At 71.6% G+C, this 15,684-nt stretch carries 13 protein-coding genes; 8 read left to right on the top strand and 5 right to left on the bottom strand.

Translation table 11 applies throughout. The features are described 5' to 3' along the window. The first annotated feature begins 17 nt into the window (after positions 1–17). Both rnc and mutM read left to right on the top strand, forming a co-directional pair. Positions 18–869: a ribonuclease III gene (gene rnc / locus J7I97_RS08100; protein ID WP_214932182.1), complete on the top strand. Its 852-nt coding sequence runs from the start codon at positions 18–20 to the stop codon at positions 867–869. 222 nt (positions 870–1,091) lie between these two features. Beyond that, positions 1,092–1,952: a bifunctional DNA-formamidopyrimidine glycosylase/DNA-(apurinic or apyrimidinic site) lyase gene (mutM, locus tag J7I97_RS08095; RefSeq protein WP_214932179.1), complete on the top strand. Its 861-nt coding sequence runs from the start codon at positions 1,092–1,094 to the stop codon at positions 1,950–1,952. Here mutM and J7I97_RS08090 read toward each other — a convergent pair. Then, entirely contained in the window at positions 1,925–2,353 is a 429-nt protein-coding gene (locus J7I97_RS08090; protein ID WP_214932176.1) for a helix-turn-helix domain-containing protein, read from the bottom strand. The two genes, mutM and J7I97_RS08090, sit on opposite strands and share 28 nt — an antisense overlap. 142 nt (positions 2,354–2,495) lie before the next feature. On the opposite strand from J7I97_RS08090, the gene J7I97_RS08085 reads away from it, so the two are divergent. Further along, entirely contained in the window at positions 2,496–3,107 is a 612-nt protein-coding gene (locus tag J7I97_RS08085; protein ID WP_251049247.1) for a flavodoxin family protein, read from the top strand. Positions 3,108–3,197: 90 nt separating this feature from the next. On the opposite strand, the gene J7I97_RS08080 is transcribed toward J7I97_RS08085, so the two are convergent. Continuing rightward, positions 3,198–4,103 (bottom strand): CAP domain-containing protein, encoded by a 906-nt coding sequence (locus J7I97_RS08080; RefSeq protein WP_214932171.1) that lies wholly within the window; start codon positions 4,101–4,103, stop codon positions 3,198–3,200. A 121-nt stretch (positions 4,104–4,224) separates the two neighbouring features. Between J7I97_RS08080 and J7I97_RS08075 the strand changes: the two genes are divergently transcribed. From J7I97_RS08075 to J7I97_RS08060, 4 genes are all read left to right on the top strand, one after another. After that, positions 4,225–4,506 carry an acylphosphatase gene (locus tag J7I97_RS08075; RefSeq protein WP_214932168.1) on the top strand — a complete coding sequence of 94 codons (282 nt, stop codon included), beginning with the start codon at positions 4,225–4,227 and terminating at the stop codon, positions 4,504–4,506. 349 nt (positions 4,507–4,855) lie between these two features. Beyond that, positions 4,856–5,071 (top strand): hypothetical protein, encoded by a 216-nt coding sequence (locus J7I97_RS08070; protein ID WP_031144198.1) that lies wholly within the window; start codon positions 4,856–4,858, stop codon positions 5,069–5,071. A 185-nt stretch (positions 5,072–5,256) separates the two neighbouring features. Further along, on the top strand, positions 5,257–9,129 hold the full coding sequence (locus tag J7I97_RS08065; RefSeq protein WP_214932165.1) for an AAA family ATPase: 3,873 nt from the start codon (positions 5,257–5,259) through the stop codon (positions 9,127–9,129). 233 nt (positions 9,130–9,362) lie between these two features. Further along, positions 9,363–10,796 (top strand): sugar porter family MFS transporter, encoded by a 1,434-nt coding sequence (locus J7I97_RS08060; protein WP_214932162.1) that lies wholly within the window; start codon positions 9,363–9,365, stop codon positions 10,794–10,796. Positions 10,797–10,845: 49 nt separating this feature from the next. On the opposite strand, the gene J7I97_RS08055 is transcribed toward J7I97_RS08060, so the two are convergent. Continuing rightward, positions 10,846–11,832 carry an LLM class flavin-dependent oxidoreductase gene (locus tag J7I97_RS08055; protein ID WP_214932159.1) on the bottom strand — a complete coding sequence of 329 codons (987 nt, stop codon included), beginning with the start codon at positions 11,830–11,832 and terminating at the stop codon, positions 10,846–10,848. Between the two features lie 93 nt (positions 11,833–11,925). Next, positions 11,926–13,422 (bottom strand): cytosine permease, encoded by a 1,497-nt coding sequence (locus tag J7I97_RS08050; RefSeq protein WP_251058588.1) that lies wholly within the window; start codon positions 13,420–13,422, stop codon positions 11,926–11,928. 144 nt (positions 13,423–13,566) lie between these two features. Here J7I97_RS08050 and ftsY point away from each other — a divergent pair, with 144 nt between their 5' ends. Further along, positions 13,567–14,775 (top strand): signal recognition particle-docking protein FtsY, encoded by a 1,209-nt coding sequence (gene ftsY / locus J7I97_RS08045; protein WP_214932156.1) that lies wholly within the window; start codon positions 13,567–13,569, stop codon positions 14,773–14,775. An 89-nt stretch (positions 14,776–14,864) separates the two neighbouring features. On the opposite strand, the gene J7I97_RS08040 is transcribed toward ftsY, so the two are convergent. After that, a complete protein-coding gene (locus tag J7I97_RS08040; RefSeq protein ID WP_214932153.1) occupies positions 14,865–15,533 on the bottom strand; it encodes a bifunctional DNA primase/polymerase in 669 nt (222 codons plus the stop codon). Positions 15,534–15,684: the final 151 nt, after the last annotated feature.

Raw genomic sequence — 15,684 nt, 5'->3', positions numbered from 1 at the left:
GGCTGGTGAGAGGCGCAATGTCTGAGCTGTCCAACGCTGAGAAGCAGGCAGACAGTAACAACGCGGCCTCGTCCCACACGCTTCTGGAAGGGCGGCTCGGGTATCAACTCGAGACCGCCCTTCTGGTGCGTGCACTGACCCACCGTTCGTACGCGTACGAGAACGGCGGTCTGCCCACCAACGAGCGGCTGGAGTTCCTCGGGGACTCCGTGCTCGGCCTGGTGGTCACGGACACGCTGTACACGACCCACCCCGATCTGCCGGAAGGCCAACTGGCCAAACTGCGGGCCGCGGTAGTCAACTCGCGTGCACTGGCGGAGGTCGGGCGTGGCCTCGAACTCGGCTCCTTCATCCGGCTCGGCCGGGGCGAAGAGGGCACGGGCGGCCGGGACAAGGCCTCCATCCTCGCCGACACCCTTGAAGCGGTGATCGGCGCGGTCTACCTCGATCAGGGCCTCGACGCGGCCTCGGAGCTGGTTCACCGGCTCTTCGACCCGCTCATCGAGAAGTCCTCCAACCTCGGGGCCGGCCTGGACTGGAAAACCAGTCTCCAGGAGCTCACGGCGGCTGAAGGCCTTGGCGTACCGGAATATCTGGTCACCGAGACCGGCCCGGACCACGAGAAGACCTTCACAGCTGCCGCTCGCGTCGGTGGTGTCTCGTACGGCACCGGCACCGGCCGCAGCAAGAAGGAAGCGGAACAGCAGGCGGCGGAATCCGCGTGGCGCGGGATCCGTGCCGCGGCGGACGAGCGGATCGCGGCCGATGCCGCTGCCGCTCAGGCCCCGGTGGCGGCTTCGGCCGACGCCGAGGCCCCGGCTGAGGACGACGGGTCGCCGGCACCCGCCGACCCGACGCCGAGCGCCTGACCCTTCCTTCGGGATTCCCCCGCCCGCCCCTGCCTCGCAGGGGCGGGCGGTCCCGTTTCCGTTCCTTGGTGCGGGCTGATTTCCAGCCCCGCCGGCGATTGAGGCGCGGGTCCGGACGGAGCCCGGGGAACGGTGGAAGGGCGGGCAGGGGAAAGCCCCGCAGGGACGGCCGGTACGCTCGGCAGGAGGCGATCGAAACCGCACCCCCTCCGGAGGAACACCGTGCCCGAGCTGCCCGAGGTCGAAGTCGTGCGGCGGGGGCTGGAGCGCTGGGTGGCCGGGCGGACCGTCGAGACCGTCGAGGTCCTGCACCCGCGCGCCGTACGGCGCCACCCGGGCGGCGGGCCCGACTTCGCGGCGCGCCTCGGCGGGCAGACCATCGGGGTGCCGCAGCGGCGCGGGAAGTACCTGTGGCTGCCCCTGGTGGAGCGGGACCTGTCCATCCTGGGGCATCTGGGGATGAGCGGGCAGCTGCTCGTGCAGCCCGAGGGCGCGCCCGATGAGAAGCACCTTCGGATCCGGGTGCGGTTCCAGGACGACGCCGGTACCGAGCTCCGGTTCGTCGACCAGCGCACCTTCGGCGGGCTGTCCCTCCACGAGAACACCCCCGACGGACTGCCCGACGTCATCGCGCACATCGCCCGGGACCCGCTCGACACGCTGTTCGACGAGGTCGCGTACCACCTCGCGCTGCGCGCCAGGCGCACCACCGTCAAGCGTGCCCTGCTCGACCAGTCACTGATCAGCGGCGTCGGCAACATCTACGCGGACGAGGCGCTGTGGCGCGCCAAACTGCACTTCGAGCGCCCCACCGCCACCCTCACACGCCCCCGGAGCGTGGAACTCCTCGGCCATGTGCGGGACGTCATGAACGCCGCCCTGGCCGTCGGCGGGACCAGCTTCGACAGCCTCTACGTCAATGTGAACGGAGAGTCCGGGTACTTCGACCGCTCGCTCGACGCCTACGGGCGCGAGGACGAGCCGTGCCGGCGCTGCGGTACGCCGATACGGCGACGCCCGTGGATGAACCGGTCCAGCTACTTCTGCCCGCGCTGTCAGCGCCCGCCGCGCGTGTCGTCGTAGGACTGCCGGGCGGTCAGTACCTGCTGCATGTTCCCCTCCAGGAGGTGGATCAGGGAGAGCAGCCGGTCCGCGACCTCACGCCCGAGCGGGGTCAGCTCGTAGTCGACGCGTGGCGGGTTGGTGGGCTGTGCCTCACGGTTCACGATGCCGTCCCGCTCCAGCGCGTGCAGGGTCTGGGAGAGCATTTTCTCGCTCACGCCCTCCACCCGGCGGCGCAGCTCGTTGAAGCGGCTCGGGCCCTCGCGCAGGGCGCCCACAATGAGGCTGCCCCAGCGGCCGGTGACGTGTTCCAGGGTTTCCCGGGACGGGCAGGCGCGCGCGAAGACATCGAACGGGAGCTCGCATCCGGCCTGTGCGGCTTCGGCGGTTTCGGTGGCTTCGGCGCTGACAGAGGTCTGCATGGAGCAAGCGTACTCCCAGGTAGCGCTAACTCGTGGGTTGCGCTTTCTAAAAGTTAGTGCTTCTCTTGTTCTCGTCGCGCCGCACCGCGATGCACCGCGCCGCACCGCGACGCACCGAGTACGTCCCCGAGGGAGAACCGCCTTGTCCGCAATCACGCACACCCCCGTCGTCTCGATCGCCTACCACTCCGGCTACGGCCACACCGCTGTTGTCGCCGAGGCCGTCCGGGCCGGTGCCGCGGAGGCCGGGGCCACCGTCCACCTGGTCAAGGTCGACGAGATCGACGACGCGAAGTGGGAGCTGCTCGACGCGTCCGACGCCATCGTCTTCGGCTCCCCGACCTACATGGGCACCGCTTCGGGTGCCTTCCACGCCTTCGCCGAGGCCACCTCGAAGCGCTGGTTCGGCGACACCTGGCACGACAAGGTCGCCGCGGGCTTCACCAACTCCGCGTCCAAGAGCGGCGACAAGGGCCACACCCTGCAGTACTTCCAGACGCTGGCGGCGCAGCACGGCATGAGCTGGGTCAACCTGGGCCTGAAGCCGGGCTGGAACTCCAGCACCGCGTCGGAGAACGACCTCAACCGCCTGGGCTTCTCCAGCGGAGCGGCCGCCCAGTCCAACTCCGACGAGGGTGCGGACGCCGTCCACAAGGCCGACATCGCGACCGCCGAGCACCTCGGCCGCCGCGTCGCCGAGCACACCCGCGTGGTCATCGCGGGCCGCGCCGCTCTGGCGGCCTCCGCGGTCTGACGCCTCCCCGGCGCTGTCCCGATACGGGCAGCGGAAGGCCCCCACCGCCCTGGACGGGCGATGGGGGCCTGAGTCGCGTTTCCGGGCTTCTCAGAAGCCGAAGTCCTGGGTCCACCAGGGGCCGCCGGCGGCGAAGTAGGCGCCGACGCCCAGGGTGCGGAACTCGCAGTTGAGGATGTTCGCCTTGTGGCCCGGGCTGTTCATCCAGGCCTTCATCACGGCCTCGGCGCCACCCTGGCCGCGGGCTATGTTCTCGCCGCCGAGCCCGGAGATGCCGGCCTTTTCGGCCCGGGCCCAGGGGGTGTTCCCGTCGGGGTCGGTGTGGTCGAAGAAGCCGCGTACGGCCATGTCCTTGCTGAAGGCCCCGGCCAGCGCCGCGAGCGGCGGGTTCGCGCGGACCGGACCGCACCCGGCCTGGGCCCGCGCCTGGTTCACCAGGGTGACCACGGCCGCCTCCTCGGCGGAGTGGCCGTCGTCGGGCGTGGGGGTGACGGGCGCCGGAGCGGGCGGCTTCGGGCGCGTCGGGGAGGGGATCTTCACCGGCGCCTTGGTGGAGGCGGACGGGGAGGGCTTCGCGGACGGCGTGGGCGAAGCCTTCGGGGACGGCGAGGCCGACGGCGTGGCCGACGGGGACGGCGAGGCCGACGGGGTGGGCGAGGCCGACGGGGTGGGCGAGGGCGAGGCGGAGGCCGAGGCCGACGGGCTGGCGGACCCCGCACCGGGGCCCGCGGAGGCGCGGCCGGACAGGTTCGCGAGGCCGCCCTGCTGCTCCACCGAACTGCCGGCGCCCGCCGAGTCCTGCGAACCGGTGCCGGCCTTGGCTTCCGTCTTGGTGTCGGTGCCGACGTAGGGGAACGCGCTGCCCACCGGCACCAGGCCGGTGGTGACGGCCGCCGTGCCGAGGGCCACGGCCACGGAGACACCCAGCAGCCCGTTGCGCACGGCGGTGCGCTTGCCGCTGGGGCGCGGCGCGGTATGGAGTCGGTGGCGTCCCATCGGTGCCGGCCTTTCCTCGCAACGCTCACCCGATCGGGTGAGCTCATTGGAGCGCGACTGTAGCCCATGGGGGCCGGGGGGCGGTGTGCCCGGAAAGTGTTTGCACCGTTAGCGTTCACGCATGAATGAAGATGTCCGCCTGACCGCCTGGGTACGCGGCCGTGTACAGGGAGTGGGCTTCCGGTGGTTCACCAGGGCCAATGCTCTGGAGATCGGCGGAGTCATCGGCTTCGCCCTCAACCTCGACGATGGGCGAGTGCAGGTGGTGGCCGAAGGGCAACGTGAGAATTGCCACCGGCTGCTCGAATGGCTCTGCTCCGCCGACACGCCCGGGAAGGTGGACGGGGTGACAGAGATCTGGGGCACACCGCGCGGTGGCTACGACGGGTTCGCGATCCGGTGACGGATCGACTGATCATGAACTGATCAGATCTCTGGATGGTCCACACGCGGTCGGATCTGCGCATTCATCCGTGACGCGTTGCCGACGGGCGTGATACGTGGAAGGCTCGGAGTCGAGGATGATCTCCACGCCCCTTGCGAGGGCCGGGCTGCCCGCCGATACGGGGCGTGATCGTGTTGACCGTCAAACTTTTTGGTGAGACGCTGGAAGCCCCGCGCACCTGAGCTGTTTGGCAGTGCTGGCAGTAGTAAGCGCAGTGACTGACAGTCGCTGCCGGACATCCGCGGGTGCGATTCCCTCACGACCCACACCGCTTCGGTCGGTCACTCAGTGTGGAGGACCATCCATCATGGCAAAGGCGCTTCTCGGTTACGTCGGCGGTTCCGACCCGCGACTCCTCGCCGAGATGCGACGGCTTCAGCAGCGCGTCCAGGACCTTGAGTCCGAGCTCGTACGGATTCAGTCCGAAAATGACGCTCTGAACGCGGCCGCCGCTCAGCACGGAGACTCGCTGCTGGACAGCATCGACATCGACGTACCCCAGGCGGAGCCTGCGCTCACCTGATTCGCACTCACTCGTCGCTCAACTCCAGCCCCGCATGATCTGCAAGGGACGCCCCGGCGTCCCTTCTTTCTTTCACCTGGGCGCGCGAAAGGCGTTGGGCCAGGTGGGGGGCTATCTCCTTTAACGTCTGATGTGCCCTGCACCTTCATGGGCGAAACCGAACGTGAAAGGTAGAGTCCGGCGGCGTGCACCTCAAGTCCCTGACCCTGCGCGGCTTCAAGTCCTTCGCATCTGCCACCACTCTGCGCTTCGAGCCCGGGATCACCTGTGTGGTGGGGCCGAACGGCTCGGGCAAGTCCAATGTGGTGGACGCGCTGTCCTGGGTCATGGGCGAACAGGGGGCCAAATCCCTGCGCGGCGGGAAGATGGAAGACGTCATCTTCGCCGGGACGACCGGGCGTCCGCCGCTCGGGCGGGCCGAGGTCTCGCTGACGATCGACAACTCCGACGGCGCGCTGCCGATCGAGTACGCCGAGGTCACCATCACGCGGATCATGTTCCGCGGGGGCAGCAGCGAGTACCAGATCAACGGTGACACCTGCCGCCTGCTCGACATCCAGGAACTGCTCTCCGACTCCGGCATCGGCCGCGAGATGCACGTCATCGTGGGCCAGGGCCAGCTGGACTCCGTACTGCACGCCGACCCGATGGGCCGCCGGGCCTTCATCGAGGAGGCGGCGGGCGTACTCAAACACCGCAAGCGCAAAGAGAAGGCGCTGCGGAAACTGGACGCGATGCAGGCCAACCTCGCGCGTGTGCAGGACCTGACGGAGGAGTTGCGGCGACAGCTCAAGCCGCTGGGGCGGCAGGCGGCCGTGGCCCGGCGGGCGGCCGTGATCCAGGCGGACCTGCGGGACGCGCGGCTGCGGCTGCTCGCCGACGACCTGGTGACGCTGCGGGGCGCGCTGGACGCGGAGATCGCGGACGAGGCGGCCCTGAAGGAGCGCAAGGAGGCCGCCGAGGCGGAGCTCGCGGGAGCACTGCGGCGGGAGGCCGAGCTGGAGCGGGCGGTACGGGACCTCGCGCCGCGGCTCCAACGGGCCCAGCAGACCTGGTACGAGCTGTCGCAGCTGGCCGAGCGGGTCCGCGGGACCGTGTCCCTGGCGGACGCACGGGTGAAGAGCGCGTCGGCGTCGGCTTCGGGCTCGGCGGAGGAGCGGCGGGGCCGCGATCCGGAGGACATGGAGCGGGAGGCGGCGCGGATCCGTGAGCAGGAGGCGGAGCTGACGGCCGCGCTGGAGGCGGCCTCGCGGGCGCTGGAGGACACGGTCGAGCACCGGGCGGAGCTGGAGCGGTCGCTCGCCGAGGAGGAACGGCGGCTTCGGGACGCGGCGCGGGCCATCGCGGACCGCCGCGAGGGCCTGGCCCGGCTGACCGGCCGGCTGGGCGCGGCCAGGTCCCGCGCGGGGGCGGCTCAGGCGGAGATCGACCGGCTGGTGGCGGCGCGGGACGAGGCGGAATCCCGGGCCGGGGCCGCGCAGGCGGAGTACGAGGCGCTGGCGGAGGAGGCCGGGGGGAGCGAGGCTCCGTCCCTGGACGCGGAGTACGAGGCGGCGCGGGCCGAGTTGACGGCGGCGGAGGCCGGTCTCGGCGCGGCGCGGGACGCCTTGGCGGCGGCGGAGCGGTCGCGGGCTGCGGTGTCGGCGCGGCGGGACGCGCTGGCGATGGGCCTGCGGCGCAAGGACGGTACGGGCGCGCTCCTCGCGGCGCGGGAACGGCTGGCGGGGCTGCTGGGACCGGCGGCGGAGCGGTTGTCGGTGACACCGGGGTACGAGGTCGCGGTGGCGGCGGCGCTGGGTGCGGCGGCGGATGCGGTGGCGGTGGCCTCGGCGGGGGCGGCGGCGGGGGCGATCCGGCACCTGCGCGCCGCCGATGCGGGCCGGGCCACGTTCCTGATCGCCCCGGGCACCCTGACCGGAACTGCCGTTCCGGGCCAGGCCCCGTGTGCCCCCGGCGCGGCCACTCCGCCCGGGCAGGCGCCGGGCTCCGGCCCGGCCCATTCGGCTGTGGAGTTGCCCGCGCAGGCGATCGCGCCCGGTCCGGGGGGAGTTCTCCCCCACCCCGCCCCTTCCCGAAACCGGGCTCTGCCCGGACCCGCGCCTCAAACGCCGGCGGGGCTGGATATTTCAGCCTCGCCGGCGTTTGAGGTGCGGGGATTCGGGGGCGGAGCCCCCGACAGCGCTGCCGCAGGCGAGGCGCAGCCCAGCGTCACCGCGCAGCCCAGCGTCACCGCGCAGCCCAGCGTCACGGCACAGCGCAGCGTCGCGGCCGCGCGGCTTGTGCACGGAGAGGCCGGGCTCGTGCGGGCCGTGGGCTGGGTGCTGCGGGACTTTGTCGTGGTGGGGACGCTGGAGGACGCGGAGGCCCTGGTCGCGGCGCGCCCTGAGGTGGTGGCCGTGACCGCCGAGGGGGACGTGCTCGGAGCGTTCCTCGCGCACGGCGGGTCCGCCGGGGTACCCAGCCTCATCGAGGTGCAGGCCGCCGTCGACGAGGCGGCGGACGAGCTGGCCCGGCTCGATGAGCAGTGCGAGGCGACAGGAGAAGACAAGCAGGCCGCACAGGGCAGGCGCGACGCGGCTGCCGCCCTCGTCGAGGAGATCGGCGAGCGGCGGCGGGCAGCGGAGCAGGCCCGCGCCGGGTTCGCGCAGCAGCTCGGGCGGCTCGCCGGGCAGGCGAAGGGGGCCGCGGGCGAGGCGGAGCGCAGCGCCGCCGCCGCGGCCAAGGCACAGGACGCGCTGGAGCAGGCCCTGGCCGATGTGGAGGAGTGCGCCGAGCGGCTCGCCATCGCCGAGGAGATGCCCCTGGAGGAGGAGCCGGACACCGCCACGCGGGACCGGCTGGCCGCCGACGGGGCCAACGCGCGGCAGACCGAGATGGAGGCCCGGCTCCAGCTCAGGACCCATGAGGAGCGGGTCAAGGGGCTGGCCGGGCGTGCCGACGCACTGGACCGCGGGGCACGGGCCGAGCGTGAGGCCCGAGCGCGCGCCGAGCAGCGCCGGCAGCGGCTGCGCCACGAGGCCGACGTGGCCGCGGCCGTCGCCGAGGGCGCCCGGCAGCTGCTCGCGCACGTCGAGGTGTCGCTGCACCGGGCCGATCAGGAGCGCGGCGCCGCCGAGTACGCCAAGGGCCTGCGTGAGCGGGAGCTCGACGCGGCCCGCACCCGCGGCCGCGATCTCAAGGGCGAGCTCGACAAGCTCACCGACTCCGTGCACCGCGGTGAGGTGCTCGGTGCCGAGAAGCGGTTGCGGATCGAGCAGGTGGAGGGCCGGGCGCTGGAGGAGTTCGGTGTCGAGGCCGCCGGGCTCGTAGCCGAGTACGGCCCGGACCAGCCTGTGCCGCCCAGCCTGCCCGCCGAGGGCGAGGAACTGCCGGAGGACCCGGAGCACCCCCGCAACCAGCCCGGCCCGTTCGTCCGCGTACAGCAGGAGAAGCGGCTCCGGGCGGCCGAACGCGCGTACCAGCAGCTCGGCAAGGTCAACCCGCTCGCGCTGGAGGAGTTCGCGGCGCTGGAGGAGCGGCACCAGTTCCTGAGCGAGCAGCTCGAAGACCTCCGTAAGACGCGGACGGACCTCCTTCAGGTCGTGAAGGAGGTCGACCAGCGCGTCGAGCAGGTCTTCACCGAGGCCTACCAGGACACGGCGCGGGAGTTCGAGGGGGTGTTCTCGCGGCTGTTCCCCGGCGGCGAGGGCCGGCTGATCCTCACCGACCCGGACAACATGCTGACCACCGGCGTGGACGTCGAGGCGCGCCCGCCCGGCAAGAAGGTCAAGCGGCTCTCGCTGCTCTCCGGCGGCGAGCGGTCCCTGACGGCCGTGGCTCTGCTGGTGTCCATCTTCAAGGCGCGCCCCAGCCCGTTCTACGTGATGGACGAGGTCGAGGCCGCGCTCGACGACACCAATCTTCAGCGGCTGATCCGGATCATGGAGGAGCTCCAGGAGAGCTCGCAGCTGATCGTCATCACGCACCAGAAGCGGACGATGGAGGTCGCCGACGCGCTCTACGGCGTCTCGATGCAGGGCGACGGCGTCTCCAAGGTCATCAGCCAGCGTCTGCGGTAGCCGGTAGCCGGTAGCCGGTAGCCGGTAGCCGGTGGAAGCCGTTTATGGTTTCAAGAAGTGAAGCATGAGAAGTCTCGTAGCAACTTCTACGAAGTATTGACTTCACAAACTGAACACATAGGCTCTGCTTCGCTGCCTTTCCGTTCAGGTGGTGCCGGATCTTGAACTGTGCACCACTGGAGGACATCACCCCCACCCGCCCGTCACCGCAGCCGGGCACGCAGGAGCACACCTTGACCAGCAGCAGCACAGCGCAGGCCTCGGCAGGCGGCGCCCGCGCGGCCCAGCCCGACCACCTCGGGCACGTCATCTTCATCACCGCCGCCGCCGCGATGGGCGGCTTCCTCTTCGGCTACGACAGCTCGGTCATCAACGGCGCCGTCGTCGCGATCCGGGAACGCTTCGACGTCGGCTCCGAGGCGCTCGCCCAGGTCATCGCCGCCGCGCTGATCGGCTGCGCGCTCGGCGCCGCGACCGCCGGGCGGCTCGCCGACCGGATCGGCCGTATCCGCTGCATGCAGATCGCGGCCGTCCTGTTCACCGCGAGCGCCATCGGCTCGGCCCTCCCGTTCGCCCTCTGGGACCTCGCCATGTGGCGCGTCATCGGCGGCTTCGGCATCGGCATGGCCTCCGTCATCGGCCCGGCCTACATCGCCGAGGTGTCCCCGCCCGCGTACCGCGGCCGGCTCGCCTCGTTCCAGCAGGCCGCGATCGTCATCGGCATCGCCATCTCCCAGCTCGTCAACTGGGGCATCCTCAACCTCGCCGACGGCGACCAGCGCGGCGAGATCGGCGGGCTCGAGGCCTGGCAGTGGATGCTCGGCGTCATGGTCGTCCCGGCCGTGCTCTACGGGCTGATGTCCTTCGTCATCCCGGAGTCCCCGCGCTTCCTGATCTCCGTCGGCCGCACCGACGAGGCCAAGAAGGTGCTGCGCGAGGTCGAGGGTTCCCGGATCGACGTGGACACCCGTGTCGCCGAGATCGACCTCGCCATGCGCTCCGAGCACAAGTCCACCTTCAAGGACCTGCTCGGCGGCCGCTTCGGCCTGATGCCCATCGTCTGGATCGGCATCGGCCTCTCGGTCTTCCAGCAGCTCGTCGGCATCAACGTGATCTTCTACTACAGCTCCTCGCTGTGGCAGTCCGTCGGCATCGACCCGAGCAGCTCGTTCCTCTACTCCTTCACCACGTCCATCATCAACATCATCGGCACCGTGATCGCGATGATCTTCGTCGACCGGCTCGGCCGCAAGCCGCTCGCGCTCATCGGCTCGGTCGGCATGGCGATCTCCCTCGGCGTCTGCGCCTGGGCCTTCTCCTACAAGGAGGGCAGCGGGGACAACATCACCATGCCGGACGCCCAGGGCACGGTCGCGCTGATCGCCGCGCACTCCTTCGTGCTCTTCTTCGCCCTCTCCTGGGGCGTGGTGGTCTGGGTGCTGCTCGGCGAGATGTTCCCCAACCGCATCCGGGCCGCGGCGCTCGGTGTCGCGGCCGCCGCCCAGTGGGTCGCCAACTGGGTCATCACCGTCTCGTTCCCGACGCTGTCCGACTGGAACCTGTCCGGCGCGTACGTCATCTACACGGGCTTCGCCCTGCTCTCGATCCCGTTCATCCTCAAGTGGGTGCCGGAGACCAAGGGCAAGGCGTTGGAGGAGATGGGGTAACCACCCCCGCCAATACCCCCTCTCCTCTTGTGACAGGTACTGCCCCCGCTCAGCTCTTGAGCCGGGGCAGTACCTGTTCGCACAGCAGGTGCAGGCTGCGCCAGCCCTCGTCGATGGGCATCCCGCCGCAGAGCGGGTGCAGCACCAGGTTCCCCGCCTCGCCGGCGCCGCGGGCGTACGTGACCGCCTGCGCCGGGGTGAGGACGCGGTAGACGCCCTCCGCGCGCAGCTCCGCCACCGAGCGCGCGGCCGACCGTACCGCGCTGCGGATGTCCTTCGACTGCCAGGACGCGTACATCCCGGCCTCGTGCAGGAACCGCTCGCCGTGCTCGGCCCAGACCCGGTCCGGGTCCTGCGCGATGTGCAGCAGCGGGGTCTCGGCCGCGGGCATCATGCAGAAGCCCTCCGTGCCGTACTCCGCGAGCTTCGCCCGGTAGTACGCCTCCAGCTCCGGCAGGTGCGCGCTGGGGAAGAACGGCAGCCCGAGCCGGGCGGCGCGCCGGGCCGCCGCCTCGGAGCTGCCGCCGACCAGGAGCAGCGGGTGCGGCTGGGTGAACGGTCGCGGGGTGACCCGTACGGTCCGGCCGTGGAACGCGAAGGGCTCGCCGGTCCACGCCTTCAGCAGGGTCTCCAGCAGCTCGTCCTGGAGCTTGCCGCGCCGGCCCCACTCGACGCCGTGCTGCTCGTACTCCTCGGGCCGGTAGCCGATGCCCGCGACGGTGACGAGGCGGCCCCCGCTCAGCAGGTCGAGTACGGCGATGTCCTCGGCCACCTTCAGCGGGTCGTACAGCGGGCCGATGATCGCCGAGACGGTGACGGCGATCCGCCGGGTGGCGCCGAACACCGCGCCCGCGAACGCGAACGGCGAGGGCAGCCAGTTGTTGCCGGTGCCGTGGTGCTCCTCGGTCTGGATGGTGTCGATCCCGCGGTCGTCCGCGTACGTCGCCATCTCCAGCGCGGCCTTGTAGCGGGCGGAGAGGCTCTCGGGGGTGCCGTTCGGGTCGACGAGATTGAACCGGGCCACGGTGATGGGCATGGAGAAGTCCCCCTTCGCCGGAGGTGGGTGGGCGGGCGAAGGGGGACGTTAGCTGACGTGACGTCAGTTGGACAGGGATCCGGCGGGCACGGGCTACTCGGCCGGAGCCGGAGCCGGAGCCGGAGCCGGAGCCGGAGCCGGAGCCGGGGCCGGAGCCGGGGCCGGGCCGGGTCCGGCGGGCGCCGTGCGCGGCAGTACGGCGTACAGCGCGGCCGAGGTGACGATGCCCGCCGCCCAGCCCAGGCCGTTCTCGCCGATCCAGGTGGAGGCGAGCGGGCCGCCGAACCAGTCGACCTTCGTGAACAGCAGGCCCACCACCAGGGCCACGCCCCACGCGGTCATGGCCTGCCAGGCGAAGCCGCCCTTGTACCAGTAGGCGCTGGTGCGCGTGGTGTCCAGCAGCGCGCGGCCGTCGTAGGCCTTCCTGCCGAGCATGTCCACGCCGAAGACGCCGATCCACGCGGAGAAGGCCACGGCCAGCAGGGTCAGGAAGGAGATGAACGAGCCGAAGAAGCTGGTCGCGACCACCATCAGCAGGAAGCCGAAGACCAGGCTGATGACGGCGTTGACGCTGACCGCCGCCGCGCGCGGGACCTTGATGCCGAGGGTCTGCGCGGTGAAACCGGCCGAGTACATGGACATCGAGTTGATCAGCAGCATGCCGACGAGCGCGATGAGCAGGTACGGGACCGCGATCCAGACGGGCAGCAGCTCGCCGATGAAGGAGACCGGGTCCTGCGCGGTGGCCAGGTCCGGGGTGCCGACCGCCATGACCGCGCCCATCAGGACCATCGGGATGACGACGACGGCCGCGCCGCCGATCGTCGCGCCGACCATGCCCTTGGCGGAGGCCGTACGCGGCAGGTAGCGGGTGAAGTCCGGGCCGGACGGGACCCAGCTGATACCGCCCGCCGCGATGGTGCCGATGCCCGCGACCATCATCGCCGTGGAGCCGGCGGGCTTGCCGAACACGGCGGACCAGTCGGTCTCCGCGACCAGATAGCCGAGGACGAGCACGCTGAACGCGCCGAAGAGGTACGTGGACCACTTCGAGCAGACGCGCAGCGCGTTGATGCCGAGCCCCGAGACCAGGAAGGTGCAGCCGACGAAGAGCAGCAGGGTCACCACGATCAGCGGGGTGTTCTTCTTCACGCCGGACAGCAGGTCCAGCACCGTGAGCACGGCGAAGGCGCCGCTGACCGCATTGATGGTCTCCCAGCCCCAGCGGGCCACCCAGATCAGCACGCCGGGGAAGAGGTTGCCGCGCTGCCCGAAGACAGCCCGGGACAGGGCCATGCCGGGTGCGCCGCCGCGCTTTCCGGCGATGGAGATCAGGCCGACGAGCCCGTACGAGACCACGGGCGCGGCGATCGCGACGACGAGCACCTGCCAGATGTTGAGCTTGTTGAAGATCACCAGGCCGGCGCCCATGGTCAGCAGCAGCACGCTGATGTTGGCGGCGACCCAGGTGGGTACGAGCTCGCGGACCCGGCCGCCGCGCTCGCCGTCCGGAACGGGCTCCAGGCCGCGGGTCTCGATCGACGTCTCGGCGGGGGCCGCCATCGCCTCGGCGGCGGTCTCGGCAGACATGCAGTACTCCGGTGGGGGCGGGGCAGGTGGGGGAGTCGCCCATCATCGCGGATTTACCGCTAAAACCATAAATACCGGCTTACGGCGCTGCCTCGCCCCAGGATCGGAGGGGCCTGCCAGTGGGTCGCGCATACTGGCTCTGTTATGGAAATCCTCATCCTTGCTGTAGTCATCGCCCTGGTCGCGGTCGGCGCCATCAGCGGGCTCGTGGTCAGCAGCCGCAAGAAGAAGCAGCTGCCGCCCTCGGCGCCGTCGAGCACGCCGACCATCACTGCCCCGCCCGCCGAACCGCAGGTGGGGGAGGACGCCGCACCGACGGTTGAAGAGCCGCGCCGCACGATCGAGGAGGTCGCCCTCCCCGAAGCGGAGGCCGCGGAAGCCGTCGTGGTGGAGCCGGAAGCTCCCGCCGCGCCCGAGATCGAGGTGCCCGAGCCCACTGCCGGCCGCCTCGTCCGGCTGCGCGCCCGCCTCGCCCGGTCGCAGAACTCGCTCGGCAAGGGGCTGCTCACGCTGCTCTCCCGCGAGCACCTCGACGAGGACACCTGGGAGGAGATCGAGGAGATCCTCCTCATCGCCGACGTCGGTGTCGTGCCGACCCAGGAGCTGGTGGACCGGCTCCGCGACCGGGTCAAGGTGCTCGGCACCCGCACCCCGGAGGACCTGCGCGCCCTGCTGAAGGAGGAGCTGCTGACCCTGGTCGGCACCGACTTCGACCGCGCGGTGAAGACCGAGGGCGGCGTCGACACCCCCGGCGTCGTGATGGTCGTCGGCGTCAACGGCACCGGCAAGACCACCACCACCGGCAAGCTGGCCCGCGTGCTCGTCGCCGACGGCCGCAGCGTGGTGCTCGGCGCGGCCGACACCTTCCGCGCCGCCGCCGCCGACCAGCTCCAGACCTGGGGCGAGCGGGTCGGCGCGCGCACCGTGCGCGGCCCCGAGGGCGGCGACCCGGCCTCGATCGCCTACGACGCGGTCAAGGAGGGCATCGCCGAGGGTGCCGACGTGGTGCTCATCGACACCGCCGGCCGCCTGCACACCAAGACCGGCCTCATGGACGAGCTCGGCAAGGTCAAGCGCGTCGTGGAGAAGCACGGCCCGCTGGACGAGATCCTGCTCGTCCTGGACGCCACCACCGGGCAGAACGGCCTGACCCAGGCCCGCGTCTTCGCCGAGGTCGTGGACATCACCGGCATCGTGCTGACCAAGCTCGACGGCACCGCCAAGGGCGGCATCGTCGTCGCCGTCCAGCGCGAGCTGGGCGTCCCGGTCAAGCTGGTCGGCCTCGGCGAGGGCCCGGACGACCTGGCCCCGTTCGAGCCGGAGGCGTTCGTGGACGCCCTGATCGGCGACTGAGCGCAGCCGTAGCCCGTACTCATGCCAGTGCCCCCGCGTCCGACCGGACACGGGGGCACTGGCATGAGCTGAGCGGGCGGGCAGCGGGCCTAGCGCCGGAAGCGGTGGCAGAGGTACGCGAGGGTCCCCAGCAGCAGCCGGGCCTGCGGCGGGCCGCCGGCGCAGTCCAGCGCCGGCGGGCGCAGCCAGCTGACCGGGCCCAGGCCCGCGTGGTCGGACGGCGGGGCGGTGAGGAAGGCGCCGTGACCCAGGGCGCGGAGGTCGAGGCCCGCGTCGTCCCAGCCCATCCGGTACAGCAGCCGGGGCAGCTCGGCGGCGGCGCCCGGGGCCACGAAGAACTGGGCCCGCCCGTCCGGGGTCACGGTGACCGGCCCGAGCGGCAGGCCCATCCGCTCCAGCCGGACCAGTGCGCGGCGCCCGGCCTCCGCGGAGACCTCGAGGACGTCGAAGGCTCGGCCCACGGCGAGCAGGACGGCCGCGCCCGGGTACTCGCCCCAGATCCCGGTGACCTCGTCGAGGGTGGCGCCGGCCAGGACGGTGGGAGCGAAGTCCAGCGGATGCGCTCCCGGCGCGGGGCAATTCGTATGACCGCAGGAGCAGTCGCGGGAAGGGGCCGCGGCCCGCGCGCCGGGGACGGCGTCCCAGCCCCACAGCCCGGTGTACTCCGCCACGGCCAGACACTCCGACGTCCGGCCGCGGCGCCGGGCGCCGGAACGGAATTCCTTGGTGCTGCGGCTGCCGCCGATCGTGAAGCCCATGCCCATGCCCCCTCCAACGGGTCGGACGCGCCGGTGGTTACGACGTAGGCGCGACCTGCTGCCCGGCCGCTCGGGGGGCAACCGCGCCCGGCGCACTCCTCGCCGCACGCGCCCCGAGGGCACTCCTGTTGACCGGTCCGGGTCGCCTTGG

Origin of the sequence: Streptomyces sp. ISL-87 (assembly GCF_018614095.1) — a bacterium.
Lineage (GTDB): Bacteria > Actinomycetota > Actinomycetes > Streptomycetales > Streptomycetaceae > Streptomyces.
Note: the sequence above shows the minus strand (reverse complement) of the source record. Positions and strands in the feature narration are given on the sequence as shown.